We start from the raw sequence: 24,267 nt of genomic DNA, 5'->3' as shown, positions 1-24,267 counted from the left end.
GTTATAGCAATCGTCAAGTAAATAAGACTATCTATTGTGGATAATTACTTGGCTACGCAAGGCTTTTAAAAAGCTAATCGCTAATCGCTGAATGCTAACCACTGTACTTTGCCTTTAGAAAAAAGGGATCTTTGATTTTTCTCACCCATTTTTAAGAGAAAATATAGGTTTTCAGACTCTCTTATCCCCAACTCGCGAAAAGATAAGGGAGCTACTTTGACTGGAGGTAAGATGTCACAAGACTTTGCAGGGCAATATCTACGCGGACGGTCTTTTAAAGGACAAGATCTGACGGGAGCCAACTTTAGTCGCGCCGATATTCGCAGCGCTGATTTTACGGGTGCGAATCTCACGGGTGCAAATTTTAGCCATGCCAAAGCAGGGCTGACCGATGTGCGCAAAGCGATCGCTTTGACGGGTCTATTTGCGCTCTCTAGCGTGACGGGCATCTTATCTTTTTTCCTGAGTACGGCGATCGCTAGGGAAACCCTGACAAGAACGGGAATTGCTGCTATCCCAAGCGTATTTTTGCTGATTGCTTTAGCCTTTGGCTTTCTGGTGGCACTGCGGCAAGGTTTCAGCGTTCTGGATGGTTTTTTGTTTAAAGGCATGGTGGCAGCAACGGTGATTGCAGGTTCGATTGTCGGTTCTCAACCCTCGATCGCGGAGGCACTCGCAACTAGTACGTTGAGCGTGCTGTTAGCCTTTGCGATCGCGAGAGGGGTTGCCGCAATTGTGGCAAGTGCCGAGATGGTGCGTGGCAAGACCGCAGGGGCATTTGCAGGCGCGATCGCGATCGTAGCCGCAGTAGTGGGATGTCAATTCGCAGATGCACCTGTATGGAGTTCGCTCTGTACAGTGGGTCTAGGGATCTATGTGGCATGGCAAGCGATCGCAGGTGATGAGGGACACACTTCCATTCACAATTTTGCCGTGATGACGGCAGCAGTTTTGGGAACTAGCTTCCGCAATGCTAACCTTACCGATGCGGATTTTTCCCAAGCCCATTTGAATAATACGGACTTGAGAAAAGCAATTTTGACGCGATCGCGCTTTTATCAAACCGAACAGCTATCTCTAGCAAGAGTGGAGCCCAACTCGATTTTGAGCCAATCTGCCTTACGGCATCTTTTGACTACGGGCAATGGGAGGAAACAGTCCTACGTGGGCGTGGACTTTCGGGGTGCGAATTTGAGCGGTGCGGATCTGAGTGCTGCGAACTTGAGAGAAGTGGATCTGAGAGGGGCTAAGCTGCGGGGCGCGAACTTAGAAAGAGCGAATCTGACACTAGCGAATGCTGTGGGCACAGATTTTGGTGGTGCCCTGCTCACGGGAGCCTGTCTGGATCGCTGGACAATTGATTCGAGCACCAATCTGGAACAGGTTGACTGCCGCTATCTCTATTTGCAATCTGCTTCGGCAAAGGGAGAGCGTGCCGAACGCCGACCTACCCAAGGCGACTGGACGCTAGGAGAATTTACGCGCCTGTTTACGGTAGCCGATCGCCAAACGGCAAGTGTATTTGAGTCAGCAGCACTGGCAGATTTGGCAATCAATCGCGAAGAGATCTTTGCCTGTCTGATGATTTTGATTCAAGTGGCGATCGCGGATAATCGTTTGGACGCCCAAGAAAAAGCCCGACTCACAGAAGCCATTGCTGCCCTAGATCTGGGCGAAGACATCACGCTGGATCGCTTGCTCGAAGAGAGAATCTCTGCGAACGATCTGCTCGAAAAAATTAATAGTCCTCTGATTAAGGAGCAACTTTACCAATCTGCTTACATCATGGCTAAAGCGGATAGCGATGTCAGTACGCCTGAAACGGAACTCTTGCAGACAATTCAAGCTAAGTTTGAGCTGGCGGATACGACCATTGAGAAGCTCACTGGCATTGTCGATGCTGCCCAAAATCTGTCGATCTCGGAACAAATGGAAGCGATCGCCGATCCTGACAAACGAGAATTGGCAGTAAATACCAACGTGCGCCTGTTTGCAATCATGCATGCTGTCGGTGGCGCGATGCCCACGCCCGGATTTGCCACGGTCAGCCATTTGATGATTTACAAAGATCAAGTGGAATTAATTCAAAAAATCGGCAAGATTTGGGGCTATCCCTCCAACTATGCCTCTCCAGATTTTAATAAGGTCGTGTTTGGCAGCGTAGGCGCAACCGCAGCGAGGATTGCCCTCTCCAATATCGTTCTCCTGATTCCCGTAGCAGGAAGCATCATTAGCGGTTCTACGGCATTTAGCATGACTTGGGCAATTGGGAATCTGGCGAATCAATATTTTGCTGAAGGCTGCGAAATCGATGGAGTCACGCTGACGGAACTGTTTTCTGATGCTAGAGCCGAAGGCAAACGAACGTTCCAAGATCTGCAAGAGGCGATCTCGGAAAAGCAAAAGGAACTCGCACCAGCGATCGCGGCTCTACAAGAGAAGTTCCAATTGGGCAAAATTAGCGAACACGAATATATCCGCGAGATCAAAGCGATCGCTTAAAAGTCTTTAAGCAAACCCACCGATCGATTTCCTGAAATAGATAGACAGGTTTACAGGTTCTAAAATATAGTTTTGCCTAGAAATTGGGATTAAGGAGCTTCCAGTTCTACTTATTCCAAACATAGCAAATCAAACACATCATCTACCGTTACCTGCCAATCCAAAACATCCAAAACTGGCAAAATATCCTTCCCACTCATTTTTTCAGGAAAGCGATCGCCATCGTAGACCATAATCAAATCTCGATCGGGAGAAATAAGCCAACCAAGCTGAGAACCGTTCGTAATCGCCGAACTAATTTTATTCATCACCCGTAAAGTTGACTGGTCTGGCGAGAAAATCTCAATAATCCAATCAGGAGCAACCAAAATTTGATTAGCAACTCGTTTATTCGGCAAGAAAGGAATATTTTCCCAACGCATTACGGCAATATCAGGGACGATCGATATACCTCCAAACGTACAGCGCAATTCGGGAAATGCAAAAGCAACTTTTTGAGGTTTAGCAATCAGGTTGATCGCAGTTGCAATTTCCACTTGAAAAGTACTGTGTTGTCCTTGGGGCATCAGTTTTTGATAGATCTGACCGTCAATATAATCGCTAGCGGGTTTGGTCTCAGGCAAAGCTAAGAACTCCTCAAGGGATAATCCATTTCCGCTTGAAGGTACATCGGACTCTAGATTTTTATGCTTGTCTGATGCGATCGCCATCACCTAAACCTCCATAGCAATAAGAAAGTTCGTATCAAAAAATTGCTCGACTAGTTGATAGAAATCAGAACCTATCAAGATGATATTGGTAGTATATCAAAAGCCCCAAATCAAGAGAATAAATCTTTATTTGGGGCTTTTGAATCTTTAAATGAAACGCTCGATGGAACTTGATTAACGTCTAGCGAACTTCTTCGTCATTTTGCGTAAGCGAATGGACTCTGGAGTGACCTCAAGCATTTCATCGGGGCCGATGTATTCCAGCGCACGCTCTAGACTCATTTCGATCGGAGCTTGTAACTGCACGATCTCATCCGCACCAGCAGCCCGCATGTTGGTCAGTTGCTTGCTCTTACATACATTCAAGTCCATGTCTTGAGGGCGATTGTTTTCCCCAATGATCATGCCCTTATAAACCTTAGTTCCAGGCTTAATAAAGAACACACCGCGATCTTCTGCATTCTTTAAGGAGAACTCAGTGGCGACGCCTTCTTCAAAGGAGATTAGGACGCCATTACGACGGGCGCTAATTTCGCCAGCGGTAGGACGGTAATCGAGGAAGCTATGGTTCATGATGCCAGCACCACGAGTTGCCCGCATAAAGTCACCGCGGAAGCCGATCAGTCCACGGGCAGGAATGACAAACTCTAACTGAGAGCGTCCGCCACCTGACATTTGCATATCAACCATTTCAGCGCGACGTTGACCGAGCCGCTCGATGCATCCACCCACAGCGTCTTCAGGCACATCAAGGACTAGGCATTCAAAGGGTTCGCACAGTTGCCCGTTGAATTCGCGATAGATAACCTGTGGCTGAGTAACTTGGAACTCATACCCTTCGCGGCGCATGGTTTCGATCAAGATACCCAAGTGCAATTCACCGCGTCCTGACACGGCAAAGCGATCGGGTGATTCAGGATCTTCTTGAACGCGCAGAGCGACGTTCGTTTCCAATTCGCGCATGAGGCGATCGCGTACTTGGCGAGTCGTAACGAGTTTGCCTTCTTGTCCGACAAATGGCGAATCGTTAACGCAGAATGTCATCTGCAACGTTGGTTCGTCCACCTTGATCATCGGCAGAGCCTGAGGATCGTTAGGGCAGGTGATCGTTTCACCGATGTTAGCCGTGGCAAAACCTGAGACAGCAACAATGTTCCCTGCAGAAGAGGATTCCATTTCCACCCGCTTCAGACCATCAAATCCCAAAAGTTTTGTGATTTTTCCTTTGGTGATTGTGCCATCTTCAGAGATCAGAGCGGCTTGCTGTCCAGCAGTAATCGTACCGTTATGGATTTTACCAATTACGATCCGACCTAGATATTCAGAATAGTCAAGGGTGGTGACTTGCAACTGCAAAGGCTTTGTAGGATCGCCAACAGGTGGGGAAACATGATGCAAAACTGCCTCAAATAGAGGCTTCATATCGATACCTTCATCTTCGAGCTTGTCTTTGGCAAAACCAGCCATACCTGAAGCGAATAGGTATGGGAAATCGCACTGGTCGTCATCTGCGCCGAGTTCGATAAATAAGTCGAGAACTTTGCTAACCGCAATATGAGGATCGGCAAATTCGCGATCGATCTTGTTGATTACAACCATAGGACGCAAACCCTTTTCTAGCGCTTTTTTTAACACAAAGCGAGTTTGGGGCATAGGGCCTTCGTTGGCATCCACGATCAGCAAACATCCTTCGACCATGCCAAGTACGCGCTCAACTTCGCCGCCAAAGTCTGCGTGTCCAGGAGTATCAACAATGTTGATCAGCGTATCTTTGTATTTAACAGCAGTATTTTTAGAAAGGATGGTGATACCGCGCTCACGCTCGAGATCGTTGGAGTCCATCACGCACTCTACTAGCGCTTCTCCTTCTCTAAATGCCCCAGATTGCCTGAGGAGAGCATCGACGAGTGTGGTTTTACCATGATCGACGTGGGCGATGATGGCAACATTACGAATGGGGAGAGACATGAGAGTATGCCGATTTTCCTAGAATTTAGTATTTCTTTACTATTATCGGTCATGCTTGACTTTTCTTAACAGTTAAAGCCTAACTAACTTTGCGATCGCAACCTTAACTCGATTAAAATTTCTGCAAAAATTCTGCCCTAGTCGCTACGCTAGCCAATGCTGACATTCCTGTTCTGGAACCTAAATGGTAAAGATCTCGTACCTGCGATCGCGAGATTGGTAGCAGCCCATGAATTGGAATACCTTCGACCAAGTGTTAATTCGCCCAGACCTACTTGGTTATTGGGATGAAGAATTTTTACAAATACTCACCACAGATGGACAGCAAAGTTTTCTAACTCCAAATAGCTCAACTCCAAACAGCACGAATTTTTCCGATCACTTACCACTTTTGTTCAGATTAAATTTATAAACACAGAGAGGTAATACCAACGATGGCACAGACTAATCCTAGAAATTTATGGCCCGAGGATTTAGTAGGAAAACCTGACGAAACTGGAATAGTTGCGATTTTACGTCAGCAAGCAGTGATGCTAAGCCAATTAACTAAAGATGTTTTAAAGGGAGAAGTTATATCGGAAGCATTTGAAGGTGGAATCGTCTCAGTTCGTTTACCAACTGAAGCATTAAAGAGATTTGGTATAGAAGCCCCTCAAACATTGCCTAATAACATTACCAACATCTTTTATATTAAAGTCCCATCTATTGAGTATCGTTACAAATTATTTTATATTCATCACGCAATTGAACCTGAGTATCCAGCACGAATTGTGAATCCATCAGAGCTTTCACCACCAACTGGTAAAAATATTGCAGTGGTGGGTAGCAACAGCAACCTACCAGGCACGATCGTTCACAATGAAACCCAGCTATATGAGAAGTTGCAGGAGATATTTAATTCCGATCGCACAAAAAAGGTGATCCGATCGCTGATCGCACAGAGCGTTTCATAAATCTCGAATTGAAACCTAAGTTGTCGGTACAGAGTCTAACTAAAGGAGTATTTGTGGGGCATTGTGCTTGACAACAGTGAGACATGGGTAATCAAATATAGGCAGACTTAGGCAGAGTGTGAAGGGTGAATTACATGAAATTATTTGGTACAGACGGCATACGCGGTCATGTTGGGACGTTTCTTAACGCCCAGCTAGCCCTCGAAGTTGGAGTGAGTGCAGGGAAAATTCTTCGCGATCGCGCGCTAGGTAGTGCCAATCGTCATGTAATTGCGATCGGGCAAGATTCTCGGACTTCGAGCAATATGCTATCTGCTGCCTTAGCAGCAGGACTGACAGCATCAGGTTTAGATGTGTGGAATTTAGGTCTGTGCCCCACCCCTGCTGTGGCTTTTTTAGCAGCGAAAATGCCCGAAATCATTGGTGGTGTGATGATTTCAGCCAGTCACAATCCACCTGAAGATAATGGTATTAAATTTTTTGATGCGGACGGCACAAAACTCAGTAGCGAATTGCAAGCCCAGATTGAATCGCTCATGATGAACAACGATCGCTGTAACAGCGATCGCAATACAACTCAAACTGCTCAAGAGACGCATCATTGGGGCAGCTACAAGGAGCGATCGCAGCTTATTTCGCTCTATCAAGAATCAATGCAACAGTCGATTCAAACAGACTTACGGGGCATCAAGGTCGTCTTGGATTTAGCATGGGGTTCGGCAACCAAGGTTTCACCTGATATTTTTAGAAGTCTAGGTGCAGAAGTAATTTGCTTGCACGATCGCCCCCTTGGCGAACGAATTAACGTCAACTGCGGCTCAACGCACCTACAGCCTCTGCAAGAAGCAGTCAAAGAATTGGGAGCGGATATGGGCTTTGCCTTTGATGGCGATGCCGATCGGGTCTTAGCGGTAGATGGTCATGGGGGAGTTGTCGATGGTGACTATATCCTCTATTTATGGGGACAGGAACTGCTCCATTCCGAGCGTTTACCCAATGCTTCCATTGTTACGACTGTGATGGCTAACCTTGGGTTTGAGCGGGCATGGCAAAAATTAGGCGGACAAATGCTACGGACGCCCGTTGGCGATCAGTACGTCCATGCAGAGATGGTGAAATCGGGCGCAATGCTGGGTGGCGAACAGTCTGGTCATGTCCTGTGTCGGCACTATGGGGTGAGTGGGGACGGCTTGCTGACGGCTTTACATCTTGCCGCCTTGGTCAAACTGCGATCGCCTCTATCTGAGTTGATGCAACAGAGCTTTAAGCCCTTCCCACAACTCTTAAAGAATGTGCGTGTTGAAGATCGGGAAGTGCGGCGGCACTGGCAAAACTGCGATCCGATCGTGCAAGCGATCGATTGTGCTACCCACGATCTAGGCGATCGCGGACGGGTACTGGTGCGGGCTTCGGGAACAGAGCCTCTGATGCGCGTCATGGTGGAGGCAGAAACCCTCGATCTAGCACAGCATTGGACAGATCATCTCAGTCAGTTAATTCAGCAGCACTTGGTTCATTAACTTTGCAACGTTACGATCAACAACTCTAAGTCCCCAATTCTTGAGGAGAAATCTCTTAAAGCCTCCCAGAATTGGGGGATTTAGGGTGCGAAAATTAAGCCTAGCCCCCTATCCCAATTCAACTAACGTCCTTGAGCGTGTAGGGCGTTGATCGTATCGGCACATCGTTTGGTGGTTGCCTCTAGGTCAGCGCGATCGCCCGAAGCAGGGGGGGGAATTAACCCTCCCATGCGAATGGTGACAGCGTGGAGGCGCGGGAATTTAGCTCCCTTCGGTAATATTTTCTCTGTTCCCCAGACGCTGATCGGTAAAAGTGAGGTCTGTGTTTTTGCTGCAATCAATGCAGCCCCCAGTTTTGGATCGGTAATGCGTCCATCGGGTGTGCGAGTTCCTTGTAAAAACACCCCTGTCGCCCAGCCATTTTCTAAAGATTCTAAAGCGGCTCGAATGGCAGCGCGATCGCCTGACCCGCGTTTGACAGGATATGCCCCATATAGCTTTATTGCGGTTTTAAGTACGGGTATTTGAAATAATTCCTCTTTTGCCATGTAGGCTACGGGGCGACCCACGCAATTGGATACGATTAACGGGTCAAAATCACTGGCATGATTACTTACGACAATTAAAGGACCCTTTTGGGGTACGCACTCCGCCCCGTAAATACGGGCACCAAAGCAGATATGTAAAGCTGGACTGACGACTGACCACTTAAACAAGTGATACAGGGCTAAGCTAATTTTGGGTTCTCGTTCTGTTGTCATGAAATAAGTTAATGATCGATCGCTGACCACTGTTTAGGAGAGTAGGTCTTAAGAGAGAGCGCATGAATCGTCGTTTGCATCTGCTCAGACAAAGCTTCATACACCATACGATGTTGTTGCATGATCGTCTTACCTAAAAACAAATTCGATACAATTACAGCATCATAGTGACCGCTTCCGACAGGGGCATCCATACGCCCTTTATGATGCTGATGCTCGTGGCTACGATCGGTAATTTCTACATATTCCGCTTGTAACTTTTCTTGTAGAATCGCTTGAATTTGATTGAGTGTTTTCATAATTGATTGGCTGATATTTTGAAAAGATCGGATGCCCCATAGCGATCGACTGTGAACTTTTCTAACGATCTCGCTTGAAGATGCAACTTCAGAATTACATATTCTCTAGAATGTGAGATCAAATCCTTTTTGTACTTATAGATAAATTATGGACTACATCAAACCATATAAAGGCGATCCCCAAGAGGGTAATCTATCTACCCCAATCAGCGATTCTGCATTTACTAGAGCTTTTATCGGTAATTTGCCTGCCTATCGCAAAGGGTTATCACCCTTAACGCGAGGATTGGAAGTTGGTTTAGCCCATGGATATTTCTTGCTTGGTCCTTGGTATAAGTTTGGTCCCCTCCGTGACTCTGAGTTTGCTGCTATTGGCGCTTTCGTCTCGGCTGTTACGTTGGTTCTAATTGCCACTGTAGCTCTATCTGCCCATGGGTCTGTTTCTTTGGGAAATAGCTCTGCATCTGCTCCTGATACGCTAGCAGCATATTCTAGCCCCGATCGCATTAAAACAGCCGAAGGCTGGAGCGAATTTGCTGGTGGATTTTTTGTCGGTGGCGCAGGTGGTGCTTTTGTTGCCTACTTTTTAATCCAAAATCTCTCAGTTGTTGATGCGATTTTTCGTGGTTTAGTCAATTAAATTTAGTCAGCTACAGTAAAAGTGGGTGAACTACTACGCAAAGTAAGCTCAATGAAGAATATATTCTTTCACTGACTACAGCTAGTATATTTCCCCAGATCTCTGTAACGATTTGAACATTCTACTAACAACCCTAGTAAGGAATTTTTAACATGACAGGTTCTTACGCAGCTTCTTATCTTCCTTGGATTTTGATCCCTATTGTTTGCTGGCTCTTGCCCGCAGCTACCATGGGTATGTTGTTCTTCTATATCGAACGCTAATTTGGCGATTGAAAAGTTTCTTTTTAAGAGCTACCTAGCCTGATGGTTAGGTAGCTTTGCTATAGATAATCCTTCCGTAGTGGTAGGACAAGCCTAAAGTGGTGTGTAAAACTTTTGGGAATTTGCACTTCATTAGCCCTGTCAGTCCAGTAGGGTGTGTTAGGCAATCGCAGTAACGCAGTATAAAAAGGTTTCTACTGACAACAGGTTAATAGAACTAGAAGTCACTAAACCAACTATCGCGCTAACCTCTATTGAAAATCTATGGAAACGATTACGCTTGGTAAAACAGGGCTGCAAGTTACCCCTCTTGGTGTGGGGACTTGGGCTTGGGGCGATAAGTTTTTTTGGACCTATGGACAAGACTATGGTCTAGAGCAGATAAAAGCAGCCTATGATGCCTCGATCGCTGCAGGAATCACCCTGTTTGATACAGCCGAGGTCTATGGCTTGGGTGAGTCTGAGCGCATATTAGGGAAGTTGATTAAAAGTAGTCCTGCTGGTTCCTTAGCGATCGCTACCAAGTATATGCCCCTTCCCTGTCGCGTTAGTGCTAAAGCTGTAAAAAAGGCACTATCCGCGAGTTTAGAGCGCTTACAGCTCAAAAAAATCGATCTGTATCAGATCCATCAACCCGTTAGCTTTTTGATGAGTCAGAAGACCTTAATCGATGCGATCGCGGATGAAGTGAAGCAAGGCAAAATTACGGCTGTGGGGGTGAGCAATTACTCCGCCGAGCAAATGCGAGAAGCCCATGCTTATTTTGCTTCTAGGGGCATCCCCCTTGCGGTGAATCAGGTGCAATATTCATTAATGGCACGAAAGATTGAGACAAACGGGATCTTGGACACAGCTAAGGAGCTAGGTGTGACGATCTTGGCATATAGTCCTCTCGCCCAAGGTTTACTCTCAGGAAAATACACGATTACAAATCCCCCTACTGGGGCAAGAAAACTCGATAGTCGGTTTGGGGCAGATGGTTTAGCCAAACTGACGCCTTTATTAAAGTTACTTCAACAAATTGCCACGCAATACGATCGCACCCCTGCTCAAGTTGCGCTGAATTGGCTAATTGCCCAAGGAAATGTGATCCCCATTCCTGGTGCTAAAACTGGAGAGCAAGCAACGCAAAATGCTGGTGCATTGGGCTGGAAACTCGATCCAGTTGATGTTGGTCAATTGTCACGCACGAGTGCGGCATGGAAAAAGTAAAGTCATGATGAGTCATGGATTCACTTTTAGTCATAAACTATTAAACTGAGAAAAAGACCCAAACAGCAGTACCAAATTTCAGATTCAATAAAGACTGTTAAAGCAAGACTCGTGGGCGATGCTCTCAAGCAGAGGTAACTCTGCAAGCTTACTTTTAAACACATCCTTACAGCTCTGAATGCTGCTATAAACAAAAAACTTGCGTAACACTTACAGCGTGATTTTGCATATCTAGGAAAATGACTCAAATTATTGTTGGAGAAAATGAAGGCATCGAGTCTGCATTACGCAGATTTAAAAAGAAAATCCAGAAAGCTGGACTACTGGCAGATATCCGTCGCTGTCAGTTTCATGAGACAGCAGGCGAAAAGCGCAAGCGCAAAGCTGAAAATGCCAAGCGCAAAGGTCGGTTTCGTCGGCCGTCTTAATGCCTAATCATTTTCTTGTCTAGGGAGATCCGATGAAGATGGCGGTAACTTTGCCATCGTTTTTTGATGCTCTCTTTGTCTTTTGGCAAGATGTGCGTTGATTCTCAGCCACACTTGCCAACAGGCATATAACATAAGAAATGTACTGACAATCGCATAGGTTCCACCCGCAGGTAAGCCCGAAATTGCGATCGCAATGCTACCCACCCATAAAGTCAGAGCATAGATAAATAACACGGTTAGGCGCTTTGATACCCCAGCTTTAACCAAACGATGATGTAGATGGTGTTTACCCGCTGATAGCGGAGATTGCCCATTGCTAATGCGCTGCAAGATCACGATCGAACCGTCCAGAATTGGCACTGCCAAAATGATATAGGGCAGTAAAACGGCTACGGTGGCAACACTTTTTGCTAAGCCGATAATACTCACCCCTGCTAGGGTAAATCCTAAGTAATAGGCTCCCCCATCCCCCATAAAGATTTCGGCTGAGCTTCCAGGTTTAAAGTTATAGCGTAAGAAACCTAGACAGCCCCCCGCAAGTGCCGCCGCAATCAAAGCCGCTCCGGGCTGTTGCATAAATAAACTAGTTACCAGTAAAACCGCAGCCGCGATCGTCGTTACCCCTGCTGCCAAACCATCTAAACCGTCAATCCAGTTAATCGCATTTGCCATGCCCGCTAACCAAAGCATGGTGATCGGTAGGCTAAAAACCCCAAACTTGATAATGCCAATAAACGGAATGGAAACGAAGTCAATTCTGACGCCAACTTTCCAGGCAGCGGCAGCGATCGCTAACTGCATAAACAGACGAGCTATAGCTGGTAGATCGAATAGATCGTCTGCTAAGCCAAGTAAAAAGAAGGCAGCACCACCAATCGTTACCCCCCAAATTTCATATTCCTTGAATGTGGGTATGGTGCCAAACCAGCCAATCCACCAAACCAGTAAAAGGGCACAGAGACTGCCTAAAAAAATCGAGACCCCACCGAGACGAACAACAGGTGTTGTGTGCATCTTGCGATCGTTAGGCTTATCTGTCACTCCCGCTGTTAAGCCAATGGAGCGAATCAGGGGTGTACTAAGCCATACAACTAACGCTGACACTACAAAAGAGACTAGGTAAGGAGCAGCATCTTGATGCAGCATTGACCAACTTGTTATTCTGAGACATTTATGCTTGCAAGCATAGCAGAGTAAATGAATTAGAAGTGATGATTAATCTGCCATTTTCTGTCAGCGATCTTACCGATTTGAGAATTTTGCCTTTACTCATTGCGTGCTTCTTAGACTGGTTCATTGGCGATCCTTGGGGCTTTCCGCATCCAGTGCAGGCGATGGGATGGGCGATCGCTTTTGGGAAAAACATCATCCTCAAAAATATTAAAACGCCCCTAGGTCAGAAACTGGCGGGCATAGGGCTCAACCTAGTCTTGCTTGTTGGTGTGGCAGCGATCGGTGGAATTATCGTGCAGGTATGTTATCGCCTCGATCGCTTGCTAGGGATTGGCATAGAGAGCATTCTACTGGCAAGCTGTTTTGCAGGCAGGAGTCTTAGAGATGCCGCGATCGCTGCGCTCGAACCCTTAGAGGCAGGGGAGATCCAACAAGCCAGAGCTGTTCTGAGCCTCTATGTGGGTAGGGATACGGATAATCTGGAATCGCCAGACATCTTACGCGCAGTCTTAGAAACCGTTTCAGAGAACTGCACCGATGGTGTGATTGCCCCGCTGTTCTATGCCGCGATCGGGGGAGTGCCTCTAGCCCTAGCCTATAAAGCCGCTAGTACGCTGGATTCGATGATTGGCTATAAACGAGAACCCTATACCCATATCGGCTGGTTTAGCGCCAAATTAGAGGATGTTTTAAGTTGGCTGCCCTGTCGCTTGACCGTAATCATTGTGGCAATTTTAAGCATGTTAATGATGCGTCAAAATCCTCTAAATATCTGGCGTATTTGCCAGAGAGATGCCCCTCACGATCCTAGCCCTAACTCAGGTTGGAGTGAGTGCGTATTTGCTGCTGCCTTAGGTGTGCAATTGGGTGGGAATAACACCTACAAAGGTGTTACGAATGTCAAACCGCTTTTGGGAGATCCAAATCAACCCATAACGGTTGCAGTCATTCACCAAGCTTTACAGCTAATGCGTTGGAGTTTCCTGTTCCTTCTATGCTTGGTAGCTGTGCGGTCAGTAGCTTGTGAGTGGTCAGTTTTCAGTTTTCAGTTTTCAGCTTTTGGCTTTCAGTAGATTCTTGCCAATCGAGGAACTGCTTATATGCGAAATATTCTGCACGCGCCATCTCCTGACTATAGAAATAAAGCCAATAAAAAGCCTGCAATTGAATCGCATCGTTGCGGACAAAGCAGGCTCTCTAATTATTTAGTTCGGGATTTCAGGATGGTGAGCCAAATCTCACTGGCGCGAGGCAAATTTCTCGAAATCAGCTTGGGTCTGCTGTAAAAGTTGACTACGACTGTCAACAGAAGAGCGATCGCCATGCAAAGAAGGTACGAGATTACGAGCTTGTAAAGCCATGTGCAGTTGTAAGTGCGCCACGTACTCGCTCAAATCTTCTTGGCGACCGATCAAATCAAAACGATCGAGGATTTGTTCTCTCATGTGAAGTTGCTTAATAAATCGTCTAACTTATAAATAGAAGCTATCACGGTCGGTAGGAATGCCTCCTAACTTTGAAATGAACCGTAATGTTTCGCTGTATTACTTAATTAAATTATATTGCGATCGCAGAAACAGCGTTAATTTTACTCAACGAGGCATCAATCTAAGGTTAGAACTTCGGTTAATGTTTTAAGAAAAAACGCCAAACTCAATTAGGAAACGTACTTTAAAACACCTAATGTCTGTTGAGTATAGGTTTCTCTACAACCAATACGATATGCTAGAAGCGTTATGCAACATGAATCTAGTCAGGCAACCTAGTCGTTCAGAATTTGTATAAGTTATTCATTCCCAATCTTATTTAAATTTTTTAGTTTAGAGTCTTATGTTAAAACGTGCTGTCTGCGCCTTAATGGTGGTGCTTACCTTTTGTCTAAGTGGCTGTGTTACCCCTACAAGTGGCTTAGTACCTTTTGTTGACAGCAAAGATGGCTACCGATTTCTCTACCCTAATGGCTGGCTAGAAACCAAGCTAAAAGATGGCCCGGATGTCTTATTTCACGACATCATTGAGCCATCAGAAATTGTCTCTGTGGTGATTAGTAAACTTGAAAGTGTCAAGAACTTACAAGATATTGGCGATGCTAAGGATGTTGGGTTACGCTTGCAAAAGCGTGTGATTGCGGCACCAGGTTCTGGGCGAGAAGCTGAATTACTTAGCGCCGAACAACGCGACCAGAATGGCAGACCTTACTATTTATTAGAATATGCGGTAAAACGAACCAATGGAGAGTTTCGTCACGACTTAGTCAGTGTTTCGGCAAATCGCGGTAACCTTTATACATTGAGTGTTTCAAGCCTTGAAAGCCGTTGGACTAAAGTGAAAGATCTGTTTTACAGGGTCGCAAGCTCTTTTTTAGTCGAATAGCCTAAATAATGAGATATTAAACCCGAAGGATAAAAATCTCTGTATGTCTCAAATTCTGATTATTGATGATGACCCAACTATGCGTCTGACCTTATCAAGGTCACTCAAAAATCAGGGCTATGAAGTGGTTTTGGCGGCAGATGGTGGAGAAGGATTGCGCATGGCAAAAAGCCTACATCCGTCACTGATTATCTGTGACTGGATGATGCCAGTGATCGACGGGCTAGAAGTCTGTCGCAGTGTCAAGGCAACCCCTGAGCTAGCCAATACATACTTTATTTTGTTGACAGCACGAGATCAAGAAGGGGATTTAGTGCAAGGGTTCGAAACTGGAGCTGATGATTTTCTAGCCAAGCCACCCCGAATTAATGAGTTAAAAGCAAGGGTAAGAGCGGGTCTACGTTTGTATCAAGCAAATCACGATCTACAGCTGCAAAAGCAATTGCTGGAAAACGAATTGTCACAGGCTGCGGAATATGTGCGATCGCTTTTGCCGCCCGACCTAGAAGACGACGTTTCCATCCATTCTTGCTTTTTGCCCTCCACGCAGCTAGGCGGAGATTGTTTTGACTATTACTGGTTAGATGACGAAAATTTTGTGGTTTACCTGCTAGATGTCTCAGGGCATGGGGTGGGCTCGGCTTTACTCTCAGTATCCGTTTTAAATCTATTACGCACCAGAGGACTACGCAGTCGCACGCACCCTTTAGAGGCAACTAATTTTCGCAAGCCCAGTGAAGTCTTAAGCGATCTAAACACCAACTTTCAAATGTCAGATCACCAAGAGATGTATTTTACGATCTGGTATGGCGTTTATAACAAAAATACCCGCAGACTCACCTATGCCAGTGGTGGTCATCCTCCAGCGATTTTAATTAATCCAGACAGTTCTCAAGCAGAGCCTCGGTCTGACGATCGCTTAGTACAACAGCTTAAAACATTCGGGTTGCCGATTGGCATGATGCCTGATGTCGAATATGAGGAAGCCTTCTGTGACATCACAGTTGGTAGCTCCTTGTATATATTTAGTGACGGCGCCTATGAAATTCCCCTAGAAGATGACAGTATCTGGGGAATTGACGCCCTGGTTGATGCCCTATTGAGATTCCCTGTAGGGTTACAGCCACCTGACGGCGAAAATTCACCGATTGACTATGCCTTAAGTTGTGCTAAAAAAGTTAACAAAACTGGGCAACACAATCTTGACGACGACCTATCTTTGCTCGAAGTTCGTTTTGTGAGGTAGAAGGTTGAGTACTGCCTAGGTCGAAAAATTATGATCCCTTCCTAATTTGCTCCAACCTTTGCGTTGAACTCATCGCGACTAGCATAGATTTTAAATATTTTGCTCATGCTCGTTAGCTCAAACAACATCTGTACTTGTTCGCTAGCAGAACAAATCGCCATGTCGCCATCGACACTACGCATTGTTTTTAAAGCTGAAACCAGTGCGCCTAGTCCAGAACTATCCATAAAGCTAATATTCTTGAGATCTATCAGTAAAAACTTAGGCTTATTGGTAGAAATTTGACTAACTTGACGGCGAAATTGACCCGCACTAGTGACATCTAAGCGTCCAGATGGTTCAAGAATTTCAATTTCAGCACTCATGCGTTGACTCCGAATGTGACTTACTGAAGATAACAAAATTAAGCATAAATCTCAAATTGCCAAACTATTCAGTAGTTAAGTTATACCAGTTACTCACCGGCATTGTTCTCTTAATTTCATCGACGAGGGGCAGTTCATATTTGGCAAACGTGGCAACAAGGGTCAAAATATCTACAGCAATGTCATCAGGTTTCCATTCATGTCCGAATTACCTAGTCCCGAAAAAATTCTCCAAGTACTTACTTCGATCCTAGAACCTCAAGAGAAAAAAAGCTTAGTCGATCTCAATAAGATTCGGGATGTTGCTGTCAAACCATCTGGTGTCGTGAGTTTTAGCTTGGTAAATCCCAGTAGTTCGTATCGAGATGCTCTGATCGAACAGTGTAAAAGCGCAATAAAGACTTTACCCGCCGTGAATGACGTTTGGGTGAAAGTTATTACCGAAACGCCAGCGATCGCTAAAGATTCAGCTGCCAGCGTAGCAACTGGCGTGGGAATTGAAGGAGTGAAACACATTCTTGCTGTCTCTAGTGGCAAAGGTGGTGTCGGTAAAACCTCTGTCGCTGTAAATTTGGCAGTTACGTTGGCAGAGATGGGGGCAAAGGTAGGCATTCTTGATGCGGATATTTATGGGCCCAATGTCCCTGTAATGTTGGGTATGGATGCAGCACAGATTCAAGTAACCAAAAACGCCGATGGCTTAGATATTGTCGAACCAGCATTTAATCATGGGGTGAAGATGATCTCAATGGCATTTTTGATCGAAAAAGATCAGCCTGTGATGTGGCGAGGCCCCATGCTAAATGGTGTCATCCGTCAGTTTTTATATCAAGCCAACTGGGGCACGCTCGATTATTTGATCGTCGATATGCCTCCAGGAACGGGAGATGCTCAGTTAACCCTAACGCAGTCCGTCCCGATCGCTGGGGCAATCATTGTGACAACGCCCCAAACCGTTTCTCTATTAGATTCGCGTAAAGGACTCAAGATGTTCCAAAGTCTGAACGTGCGCGTGTTAGGGATTGTAGAGAATATGAGCTACTTTATTCCTCCTGACATGCCCGATAAGCAATATGACATTTTTGGCTCAGGGGGTGGGGCAAAAACTGCCGCAGAGCTAGGTTTACCTTTGTTGGGTTGCGTTCCTTTAGAAATTGGGCTGCGAGAAGGTGGCGATCGCGGCATTCCCATCACGCTCAGCCATCCTGAATCTGCTTCGGCAAAGGCTTTAAAAGCAATTGCTCAAGCGATCGCACTCAAGGTTTCAACGCCAGGAGCTTAGTTTTTGCCATTGGATTGCCTGAAATAATAGCTAGAATCGCAGCAATGTAATATAGTGAGACAGTCAATTATGAAAATTGTTGGCTCAACTCTAGTAAGAATCCCGTGAGGCCTCATGGACACTGTAATTGCCATGTTGCAATACTATAGCTTTGACCTCGGCGGTTACACGACTGACGATCTCGCCCGAGTGTGGAGTAAATACGAATCTAGCTGGGTTCGCCTCGCGATCGTAGAATCTTTATTTCAGGGACGCTATAAGGCAGTATCTGTTAACCAGATTTTGACCTTTTGGGAGCGTAAAGGAGAACCTCATTGTCGGTTTAATCGAGAATTTGAGCGTTTAGTTTGCGGTGACTTTGTGACGCAGCTCCCCGCCGCTTTCTCTAATCATCCTCAAAAAGTCACCTATACAACGGATAAAGCGAAAACCGTTAAAGCTGAACTGCCTAAGAGCGAACCAGTAAAGCCTGAAATACCTAAACCTGAGACATCAAAGGGTGTAAGTCGTTCCATACCTTCGCCCTCTCAAAACACTGCCACTCAAAATCTCTCAGAGCGCATACCCCTCCCTAAATCTAGTCGCCAACAAGAGCAGCCGATCGCAGCCAAGCCAAGCAAAAACTCGATTCCAGCATCTCCCTCTAGATCTTTGCCTCCTGCACAGGTTCCCCCACATGTCTCTGATGTTTATCGCTCCGCGCTAGAAAATATGCAGCTATTTGCAGAATCTTCGTTGTTTGTCGATAAGCTTAAGTCTATGTGTCAAGGCAGTGACGTTATTGTGCATTTGCCCAAAAACCTGCAAAAACCCTTGCAAACAACCCTGCAAGTTGACACAAAAATTGCTGTGGAGGTAGGCGCTAAAACGATTAGTACACCAACCATTGAAGCGATCGCAGAACCTAAAATTGAGACTCAAGTAGAAGCAAAAATAGAACCCAAAGTTGAAGCGATCGCAGATTCCTAACGATTGATTCCACAAGCTTCCATCGGAGTTCCAATGGGTGATATGGAATTGCTGGATATAAAGACGTTAGGCGAACCTTTTGGTTGGCAACGTGGTTCTGGGAATTGGCAGGCTGTGAACGATGCGATCGCCCGTCGAGAGCCGATTCAGGTAATTCAAGAGGTTGGTTCCACGCTTTGGCAAACGCATCTGCCAGAGGGACATTCTTTTCAATTTGGCTTTCCTGAAATTTACGATACGACTCCTTCGCCTAAAGCGCGAGTTTGGATTAGCCACATTCAAAGACGGTTCTCGCCTGAGTCGGATTTCCCTAAAGTACAATGGCATCCGAGGGTGTTATGGATAGGAATGGGTTGCGAACGCGGTACATCCGCACAAACAATCGCAGAGGCGATCGCGATCGCCTGCCGTTCTCGCCACTTATCGGAACAAGCGATCGCGGGGATTGCCACCATCGATCGCAAGGCGGATGAAGTTGGTTTGTTAGAATTTTGTCGCGATCGCGATCTGCCTTTACGTTTCTATAGTTCAGAGAGTCTTCGTGCGATCGCAGTACCCAATCCTAATTCATCCGTAGATCGAGAAGTCGGAACGCCTAGCGTGTCAGAAGCTGCTGCAATCTTGACTGTAATGGAAATTGACCTCTCTCTCCCAACCTCTCTCTCCTACAAGGAGAGAGAGGAGCAAGAAAATATAAGCCCCTCTCCTTTGAGGAGAGGGGTTGGGGAGAGGTCAAATTGCCTACTTATACCCAAACAGATATTCAAGCAACCCAATCAAAAAGGATCGGTGACTGTGGCGATCGCATTGGCAACCAGAGAATATATCAAAAGGGCATAAAATCTGATATTTTCCTGACCGAGAATTGCTATTGTTGCGGTAAGATGAAAAAAAAACCGTTAGTGTTTGGTGTAAAGCTGATACCATTTTCAAAAAATGATGCAACGCATCTTTTTGAAAAGACCGCGCAGAGCGCGGAACCCAGAACCCGATCTGCCACAAATTCAAGAGAAATTGGTATAAACTTTAAAGCAAAGGTAATGCAAGTGTATTGTCTTATCAACATGGATAGGCAAATTGTCACAAAGGTGGATTACTCTTCACGATCTTTTAGACGCTCATCACAAATGGCTATTGGCAGCGTTTGACTTCTCCATCGGGCATAATGGCTCCGCATAAGCTGGTCTGATTGAGCAAAACTCCCTCTAAATTTGCCCCGCGTAAATTTGCGCCGTTCAGGGTAGCAGCCCGCAAATTGGTTCCTGATAGATCGGCTCCTGATAGATCGGCTTTGAGCAAATTAGCGCCGACTAAATCGGCTCCGCTCAGATTAGCGCCTCTCAGATTAGCTTCGGTTAATCTTGCGCCTCTCAGTCTTGCTAGCTTTAGGTTTGCGCCTGCCAAATCCGCACCAGCGAGATTGCGATTTTCCGCACCGATATTAACGATTTCCCAGACAATGCGCCACTTGCGATCGAGCACAGTCTCCAGATTGATTTTGCTCTCTCTTAGGTTGGCTAGGCGCAGGTCGGCTCCCTCTAGATTGGCGTTATAGAGCTGTGCTCCGCCCAGATCGGCTTCAACCATGGTGGCATTTCTCAGGTCGGCATAGCGCAGGTTGGAAGTAGTTAAATTGGCGCGGGTGAGGTTGCTCCGCCGCAGGTTGATAATAAACAGATAGCCTTGCGATAGATTTGCCTCTTCGAGGTTTGCTCCTTCGAGACTGGCTTTTTCCAGATTTGCGCCAGACAGGTCAGCTTTGACAAGGCTTTGACCTTCTAGGCGTTGGTTCGCCACCTTCCAGACTAGGAACCATTTGGGATCGAAAGCCGTATCGCCATCAATTTTGCTATGCCTCAGATCGGTGTGAAATAGATTTGCTCCCGCGAGGCTTGCTCCTGCTAAGTTAGCGCTTTCCAAGGTCGCTCCTGATAGATTCGTTCCCTCCAAGTTGGCTCGTGTCAGATTGGCATGCTTAAAGCGAGCGTTGCTCAGATCGGACTTTTGTAAATCGGCTAATCGCAAATTCGCTCCATCGAGATTTGCCCCATCGAGTTTGGCATTGCTGATGTTGGTTTGCTCCAAATTGGCATTCCGTAACACAGTTTGACTGAGATTTGCCCGTTCCAGATTGACTAATTTCAAATTAGCCCGAAAGAAGTTCGCTCCTGCTAGCTTGGACTCTAGCATATTGGCTCCGATTAGCTTTGCCCCTGAAAGCAGCGCTTCCCTAAGGTCAGCGCCGATCATATTTGCCGCCGTCAGGTTTGCCCCTTCTAGCTTTGCTGCCTTTAGATCGGCATATCTGAGGTCGGCTTCTCTTAAATTTGCACTGTTGAGTTCGGCTCCCCCCAGTCGAGCATTGGGCAAATCGCATTCGGCACAGGCGCGGGTTTTGATCAGTTGATCGACATGGCTTTGGTTGTAAGCCAAGACTGCTGTGGGATTCACGCTAAGGGCACAGAGTAAGGCGATCGCTACTCCCGCCCAACTCCTTTTCTGTCCTTTGCGGCGATCCGCCATTTTAGAATCGCAGGGCGCTAACCAATCTTCTGTTTGCATAAGGTTGAATCTAGTCCTGTGTCGACACATAAATGGTAATGCAACTCATTTCTTAATTTCTCCGAGGTGGCAACTCAGAAGGAGAAAGGGAATCGCTTCTAGGACGACCCGATGGATCGCTAGGCACGAGCGGAGAATCAATTTCAGGGACAGGAGGTATAGGTGGTGCGGTCTTCGCATCCGCTGAGGGTGGAACTTGGAGGGGGGCGATCGTCTGGACGACAAAGGAGCGCACCACCTTCTCGCCATCTGCCCCTGTTACCTGCAACACGTAGTTCTCGGATGCGGTTTGAGGACTGAGGGTAATCGCTGCCTGACCTACCGGGGGTACTGTACCTGGCGCAGGTAGCAGTTCGACCTTCATTGCAGCGGATCCTTCTACTTTCCAACTAATCGTCAAGATTGTAGGAATATCAGGTGTAACATTAAAGGAATATTGGGGTAATGCTTCCTGTCCGTTGACCTTGAGTTCCAAAACTTGCGAAGGTAAGGGTGCAATCTTAATCGTGTCTGTTTTCTTGGCTTCTGGAGGAGCTTTAGGATCTTGAGGGATCTGTCTAGAAGTTGTAGTTAGCTCAAACACATAGCTCCCGGGCTTGAGGGCATCGGTAGGCACGCTTTGACAGACAAGTTGGTCTTGGGCAACTTTACAGAGCGGTTGCAAGTTCTTAGGAATACCTCGGCTAAAGTCATAGGTTACAGGGGGGCTGTTGACTTCACCCTCAGGCGATCGCCCTACGATCGTCACGCCTTTAAGCTGTCTAAAGTTATCGATCTTCCAATTCAACTGAATCAGTCCTTTGGGAAGTGGCGGGTTTTTCGGATCGGCTTTTGGATCGTTTGGGATGAGAGCGACAGTATTCGGCAAGGATGGCGTGGGATTTTGTGAAGGTGCAGAACTAGCAGTGGTTACCGTGCTTGTAGAGGAATCCTTCGCTGTGTTGGTATTTGCGTTGGTATTTGCGTTGGTATTAGAATTCGTTCCCTTTGTAGGAGGTTTGAGTTCGGCGTAGAGGGGGCGGGTTGAGGCAAACTCAGCGATTTTAGGAGAAGGAATGGGATCGATTAAAACTGTACTGGTTTTGATCGTAGCAACGGGTACGCCTTTGGCATCTTTAGGTACTAACTTTAACTCAAACACATAACTACCCGCTTTATGGGCGTCTGTCGGTACATTTTGGCAAATCAGGACTTGCTCGATCGTACAGTTTTTCTTTAATTCGGCGGGAATGCCCTGACTAAAGTTGTAGGTGACAGGAGCGCTGATGATTTTGCCATCGGGTGACATGCCTAAAACCGCCACCTCTTGCAAACGGTTAGGGTTGGTAATGCGCCATCTCAGGCGTACGGCTTCTCCTTCGACTTCACGATAGGAATTTGCTTCGGAGGCAAACTCCACAACCTGCGGACTGGCAGGCGGACGAAAAAAGAACCACCAAATCAAGAAGATAATGAAGCCAATAGTTCCTAAAATGCTCAGGAGTAACAAGAGAAACTGCCACCAAGGGCGAGCTTCCATCATTAAAATACCAGGGTAGCGGTTGTTGAGTAATGGAAAACCTTCCTTATCCTCAAGCTCTACCATAAAGGGAAGGTAACGATCCACAAAAAAGCGGGGCTTGCATTTCTCAGTAGGTTGAACTTGGAGACTGATTCTCACGCCTCCCTTGGGCAAGATCTTCACCGACTCAGGTGCAAATGCGTAGGTACATAGATCGACTTGATCGGTGCTTCTTGCCTGAAATGTGACTTCACGGATCAAGTTACTGCGGTTATGGATACGAAGATCGTAGAGCCCCGGTTGGCGTTTGACTCGACCCAGCAACGTTAGCAACTCGACGTCAATCTGGTAGGTCGGCAATACCTCTATGTAAATCACATCCAAAAGCATCAACTCGGGACTATTGGATGAATGCAGGCGAATGGTAGGAGCGTAAACGCCAGCCCAAGTATCGATCGGAGGTTTGATTGTCAGTCGAATATCGCCGCGATCGCCTGGATTAAGCTGCAACCCATCAGCAGCATTAATAATTCCTAGGGAGGGTAGACCTTCGGGATAATGAATCGTCAGCCATTTTGTATCGAGTTCTGGACAAGACACTCGAAAGCGATCGACGCGATCGGAGCGATTTAAAACGGTGACCGTGACTTGAAAGGGTTCGTTGGGTTGGAGAGGATGGGGGGTATCTGAACTGGTGCGAGGCAGCAGTCTAAAGGTAGGATCGTTGACTTTAACGACATCCTGTACGGATGCGGCGATCGTAACTCTTCCCAAATGCTGAATTGGCGTGTCTTCAGGATAATGTTGAGGTGCATCAATGATTAGCAGATAGTTATAAGTATTGGGAGTTGCCTCAGGTGGAATCTGAATCAAAAAGACAACCTCGCTACTTTGACCGTAGCTCAGGGCAAGCCGTTCAAACGGCGATGCGCACCATTGCCGCAAAAGACCCGAGACTTCGTCAAGGTAAACATCAATGATGGCACTCTGGTTGCCTTGATTGGTGATCGTGACGCAAAGCTCAAACTCAGACCCCGGCGTCACCACGATTTCACCAGAAGGATTAATAATCGTAGAGAGGGGCTTACCAGGTGTAAGTGTTTGTTTAGAAGAGGGACTCGCAGAGTTTGCTTGCCGTTTTGCCGCAAGTTTAATCGAGTAGAGCGTCTCACCTAAAATTCGAGTTTCTTGTAAAAAACCCTGTGCTACGAGCGCCTCAAGTTCAGCCCGAACTAGGTTTTCATCTTCAGCAATTTGGCTGGCAACTTCAGACAATCCGCATTCTTTGCGGCGAATAATCCAATTGACGATTTGCTGCTGTCTGGTCGGTAAAGTAAGGATATCGACTATACTAACGCCAGAATCGGGTTCTGTTGCCACATTTGCACTGCTTTCCCTAGAATAGCTCGGTTGATCTCCTCTCATGAATTAATTCACACCTCTAGATAGATCCGATCGTTACCAACACCGTTCTCCGAGAAAGAGATCTTTGCACAGGCTTCTGTTTGACAAAACAATAAATTGTCTGATAAAAGGA

23 protein-coding genes are annotated in these 24,267 nt (G+C 46.4%); 14 read left to right on the top strand and 9 right to left on the bottom strand.

All coding sequences use genetic code 11. The annotated features are described in order from the left end of the window. Positions 1–231 precede the first annotated feature (231 nt). The gene (locus ACP2WE_RS00870) at positions 232–2,502 is read left to right on the top strand and encodes a pentapeptide repeat-containing protein (protein ID WP_425213718.1); all 2,271 of its coding nucleotides are present in this window, start codon (positions 232–234) and stop codon (positions 2,500–2,502) included. Between the two features lie 110 nt (positions 2,503–2,612). Here the strand turns inward: ACP2WE_RS00870 and ACP2WE_RS00865 are convergent, their stop codons facing one another. Both ACP2WE_RS00865 and typA read right to left on the bottom strand, forming a co-directional pair. Further along, entirely contained in the window at positions 2,613–3,212 is a 600-nt protein-coding gene (locus ACP2WE_RS00865; protein WP_425213717.1) for a Uma2 family endonuclease, read from the bottom strand. Between the two features lie 174 nt (positions 3,213–3,386). Beyond that, positions 3,387–5,180: a translational GTPase TypA gene (gene typA, locus ACP2WE_RS00860; protein ID WP_425213716.1), complete on the bottom strand. Its 1,794-nt coding sequence runs from the start codon at positions 5,178–5,180 to the stop codon at positions 3,387–3,389. A 156-nt stretch (positions 5,181–5,336) separates the two neighbouring features. Here typA and ACP2WE_RS00855 point away from each other — a divergent pair, with 156 nt between their 5' ends. The 3 genes from ACP2WE_RS00855 to glmM all read left to right on the top strand — a co-directional run bounded on the left by ACP2WE_RS00855 (position 5,337) and on the right by glmM (position 7,653). Beyond that, positions 5,337–5,471 (top strand): hypothetical protein, encoded by a 135-nt coding sequence (locus ACP2WE_RS00855; protein ID WP_425213715.1) that lies wholly within the window; start codon positions 5,337–5,339, stop codon positions 5,469–5,471. Between the two features lie 143 nt (positions 5,472–5,614). Further along, a complete protein-coding gene (locus ACP2WE_RS00850) occupies positions 5,615–6,133 on the top strand; it encodes a hypothetical protein (protein WP_425213714.1) in 519 nt (172 codons plus the stop codon). A gap of 134 nt (positions 6,134–6,267) precedes the next feature. Next, the gene (gene glmM / locus ACP2WE_RS00845) at positions 6,268–7,653 is read left to right on the top strand and encodes a phosphoglucosamine mutase (RefSeq protein ID WP_425213713.1); all 1,386 of its coding nucleotides are present in this window, start codon (positions 6,268–6,270) and stop codon (positions 7,651–7,653) included. 122 nt (positions 7,654–7,775) lie between these two features. Here the strand turns inward: glmM and ACP2WE_RS00840 are convergent, their stop codons facing one another. Next, positions 7,776–8,414, bottom strand: a complete 639-nt coding sequence (locus ACP2WE_RS00840; protein ID WP_425213712.1) for a lysophospholipid acyltransferase family protein — start codon at positions 8,412–8,414, stop codon at positions 7,776–7,778. Between the two features lie 8 nt (positions 8,415–8,422). After that, positions 8,423–8,713 carry a BolA family protein gene (locus ACP2WE_RS00835; RefSeq protein ID WP_330484279.1) on the bottom strand — a complete coding sequence of 97 codons (291 nt, stop codon included), beginning with the start codon at positions 8,711–8,713 and terminating at the stop codon, positions 8,423–8,425. Positions 8,714–8,861: 148 nt separating this feature from the next. On the opposite strand from ACP2WE_RS00835, the gene ACP2WE_RS00830 reads away from it, so the two are divergent. The 4 genes from ACP2WE_RS00830 (at position 8,862) to rpsU (ending at position 11,256) form a co-directional block, all read left to right on the top strand. Then, positions 8,862–9,353, top strand: a complete 492-nt coding sequence (locus ACP2WE_RS00830) for a photosystem I reaction center protein subunit XI (protein ID WP_425213711.1) — start codon at positions 8,862–8,864, stop codon at positions 9,351–9,353. 152 nt (positions 9,354–9,505) lie between these two features. After that, positions 9,506–9,616: a photosystem I reaction center subunit VIII gene (locus ACP2WE_RS00825; protein ID WP_330484281.1), complete on the top strand. Its 111-nt coding sequence runs from the start codon at positions 9,506–9,508 to the stop codon at positions 9,614–9,616. Between the two features lie 264 nt (positions 9,617–9,880). Then, on the top strand, positions 9,881–10,828 hold the full coding sequence (locus ACP2WE_RS00820) for an aldo/keto reductase (RefSeq protein WP_425213710.1): 948 nt from the start codon (positions 9,881–9,883) through the stop codon (positions 10,826–10,828). A gap of 239 nt (positions 10,829–11,067) precedes the next feature. Then, complete coding sequence (gene rpsU, locus ACP2WE_RS00815) at positions 11,068–11,256, top strand: 30S ribosomal protein S21 (RefSeq protein ID WP_330484283.1); 189 nt, start codon at positions 11,068–11,070, stop codon at positions 11,254–11,256. Between the two features lie 3 nt (positions 11,257–11,259). On the opposite strand, the gene ACP2WE_RS00810 is transcribed toward rpsU, so the two are convergent. Next, positions 11,260–12,405, bottom strand: a complete 1,146-nt coding sequence (locus tag ACP2WE_RS00810) for a glycosyltransferase family 4 protein (RefSeq protein ID WP_425213709.1) — start codon at positions 12,403–12,405, stop codon at positions 11,260–11,262. A gap of 65 nt (positions 12,406–12,470) precedes the next feature. On the opposite strand from ACP2WE_RS00810, the gene cbiB reads away from it, so the two are divergent. Beyond that, positions 12,471–13,505, top strand: coding sequence for an adenosylcobinamide-phosphate synthase CbiB (gene cbiB, locus ACP2WE_RS00805; RefSeq protein ID WP_425213708.1), 1,035 nt, complete (start codon positions 12,471–12,473; stop codon positions 13,503–13,505). A gap of 165 nt (positions 13,506–13,670) precedes the next feature. Here cbiB and ACP2WE_RS00800 read toward each other — a convergent pair whose 3' ends face one another. Next, complete coding sequence (locus tag ACP2WE_RS00800; protein ID WP_425213707.1) at positions 13,671–13,877, bottom strand: hypothetical protein; 207 nt, start codon at positions 13,875–13,877, stop codon at positions 13,671–13,673. A 385-nt stretch (positions 13,878–14,262) separates the two neighbouring features. Here ACP2WE_RS00800 and psbP point away from each other — a divergent pair, with 385 nt between their 5' ends. Together psbP and ACP2WE_RS00790 are read left to right on the top strand one after the other, a co-directional pair. Beyond that, entirely contained in the window at positions 14,263–14,805 is a 543-nt protein-coding gene (gene psbP / locus ACP2WE_RS00795) for a photosystem II reaction center PsbP (RefSeq protein WP_425213706.1), read from the top strand. A gap of 43 nt (positions 14,806–14,848) precedes the next feature. Beyond that, positions 14,849–16,051 carry a PP2C family protein-serine/threonine phosphatase gene (locus tag ACP2WE_RS00790; protein ID WP_425213705.1) on the top strand — a complete coding sequence of 401 codons (1,203 nt, stop codon included), beginning with the start codon at positions 14,849–14,851 and terminating at the stop codon, positions 16,049–16,051. Positions 16,052–16,092: 41 nt separating this feature from the next. Here the strand turns inward: ACP2WE_RS00790 and ACP2WE_RS00785 are convergent, their stop codons facing one another. Further along, a complete protein-coding gene (locus ACP2WE_RS00785; protein WP_425213704.1) occupies positions 16,093–16,416 on the bottom strand; it encodes an STAS domain-containing protein in 324 nt (107 codons plus the stop codon). Between the two features lie 199 nt (positions 16,417–16,615). Between ACP2WE_RS00785 and ACP2WE_RS00780 the strand changes: the two genes are divergently transcribed. The 3 genes from ACP2WE_RS00780 (at position 16,616) to ACP2WE_RS00770 (ending at position 19,507) form a co-directional block, all read left to right on the top strand. Continuing rightward, a complete protein-coding gene (locus ACP2WE_RS00780) occupies positions 16,616–17,698 on the top strand; it encodes an Mrp/NBP35 family ATP-binding protein (protein WP_425213703.1) in 1,083 nt (360 codons plus the stop codon). A gap of 114 nt (positions 17,699–17,812) precedes the next feature. Continuing rightward, complete coding sequence (locus tag ACP2WE_RS00775) at positions 17,813–18,667, top strand: hypothetical protein (RefSeq protein ID WP_425213702.1); 855 nt, start codon at positions 17,813–17,815, stop codon at positions 18,665–18,667. A gap of 33 nt (positions 18,668–18,700) precedes the next feature. Then, complete coding sequence (locus ACP2WE_RS00770) at positions 18,701–19,507, top strand: cobalamin biosynthesis protein (protein WP_425213701.1); 807 nt, start codon at positions 18,701–18,703, stop codon at positions 19,505–19,507. A gap of 291 nt (positions 19,508–19,798) precedes the next feature. Here ACP2WE_RS00770 and ACP2WE_RS00765 read toward each other — a convergent pair whose 3' ends face one another. Both ACP2WE_RS00765 and ACP2WE_RS00760 read right to left on the bottom strand, forming a co-directional pair. Continuing rightward, positions 19,799–21,229 carry a pentapeptide repeat-containing protein gene (locus ACP2WE_RS00765; RefSeq protein WP_425213700.1) on the bottom strand — a complete coding sequence of 477 codons (1,431 nt, stop codon included), beginning with the start codon at positions 21,227–21,229 and terminating at the stop codon, positions 19,799–19,801. A 52-nt stretch (positions 21,230–21,281) separates the two neighbouring features. After that, the gene (locus ACP2WE_RS00760) at positions 21,282–24,110 is read right to left on the bottom strand and encodes a COG1470 family protein (RefSeq protein WP_425213699.1); all 2,829 of its coding nucleotides are present in this window, start codon (positions 24,108–24,110) and stop codon (positions 21,282–21,284) included. Positions 24,111–24,267: the final 157 nt, after the last annotated feature.

This window comes from Tumidithrix helvetica PCC 7403 (genome assembly GCF_965232925.1).
Taxonomy (GTDB): domain Bacteria; phylum Cyanobacteriota; class Cyanobacteriia; order Pseudanabaenales; family Pseudanabaenaceae; genus Tumidithrix; species Tumidithrix helvetica.
Note: the sequence above shows the minus strand (reverse complement) of the source record. Positions and strands in the feature narration are given on the sequence as shown.

Coding starts and splice junctions, on each gene's coding strand:
- ACP2WE_RS00870 (WP_425213718.1), top strand. CDS start 232: ATGTCACAAGACTTTGCAGGGCAATATCTACGCGGACGGTCTTTTAAA.
- ACP2WE_RS00865 (WP_425213717.1), bottom strand. CDS start 3,212: ATGGCGATCGCATCAGACAAGCATAAAAATCTAGAGTCCGATGTACCT.
- typA (WP_425213716.1), bottom strand. CDS start 5,180: ATGTCTCTCCCCATTCGTAATGTTGCCATCATCGCCCACGTCGATCAT.
- ACP2WE_RS00855 (WP_425213715.1), top strand. CDS start 5,337: ATGCTGACATTCCTGTTCTGGAACCTAAATGGTAAAGATCTCGTACCT.
- ACP2WE_RS00850 (WP_425213714.1), top strand. CDS start 5,615: ATGGCACAGACTAATCCTAGAAATTTATGGCCCGAGGATTTAGTAGGA.
- glmM (WP_425213713.1), top strand. CDS start 6,268: ATGAAATTATTTGGTACAGACGGCATACGCGGTCATGTTGGGACGTTT.
- ACP2WE_RS00840 (WP_425213712.1), bottom strand. CDS start 8,414: ATGACAACAGAACGAGAACCCAAAATTAGCTTAGCCCTGTATCACTTG.
- ACP2WE_RS00835 (WP_330484279.1), bottom strand. CDS start 8,713: ATGAAAACACTCAATCAAATTCAAGCGATTCTACAAGAAAAGTTACAA.
- ACP2WE_RS00830 (WP_425213711.1), top strand. CDS start 8,862: ATGGACTACATCAAACCATATAAAGGCGATCCCCAAGAGGGTAATCTA.
- ACP2WE_RS00825 (WP_330484281.1), top strand. CDS start 9,506: ATGACAGGTTCTTACGCAGCTTCTTATCTTCCTTGGATTTTGATCCCT.
- ACP2WE_RS00820 (WP_425213710.1), top strand. CDS start 9,881: ATGGAAACGATTACGCTTGGTAAAACAGGGCTGCAAGTTACCCCTCTT.
- rpsU (WP_330484283.1), top strand. CDS start 11,068: ATGACTCAAATTATTGTTGGAGAAAATGAAGGCATCGAGTCTGCATTA.
- ACP2WE_RS00810 (WP_425213709.1), bottom strand. CDS start 12,405: ATGCTGCATCAAGATGCTGCTCCTTACCTAGTCTCTTTTGTAGTGTCA.
- cbiB (WP_425213708.1), top strand. CDS start 12,471: ATGATTAATCTGCCATTTTCTGTCAGCGATCTTACCGATTTGAGAATT.
- ACP2WE_RS00800 (WP_425213707.1), bottom strand. CDS start 13,877: ATGAGAGAACAAATCCTCGATCGTTTTGATTTGATCGGTCGCCAAGAA.
- psbP (WP_425213706.1), top strand. CDS start 14,263: ATGTTAAAACGTGCTGTCTGCGCCTTAATGGTGGTGCTTACCTTTTGT.
- ACP2WE_RS00790 (WP_425213705.1), top strand. CDS start 14,849: ATGTCTCAAATTCTGATTATTGATGATGACCCAACTATGCGTCTGACC.
- ACP2WE_RS00785 (WP_425213704.1), bottom strand. CDS start 16,416: ATGAGTGCTGAAATTGAAATTCTTGAACCATCTGGACGCTTAGATGTC.
- ACP2WE_RS00780 (WP_425213703.1), top strand. CDS start 16,616: ATGTCCGAATTACCTAGTCCCGAAAAAATTCTCCAAGTACTTACTTCG.
- ACP2WE_RS00775 (WP_425213702.1), top strand. CDS start 17,813: ATGGACACTGTAATTGCCATGTTGCAATACTATAGCTTTGACCTCGGC.
- ACP2WE_RS00770 (WP_425213701.1), top strand. CDS start 18,701: ATGGGTGATATGGAATTGCTGGATATAAAGACGTTAGGCGAACCTTTT.
- ACP2WE_RS00765 (WP_425213700.1), bottom strand. CDS start 21,229: ATGCAAACAGAAGATTGGTTAGCGCCCTGCGATTCTAAAATGGCGGAT.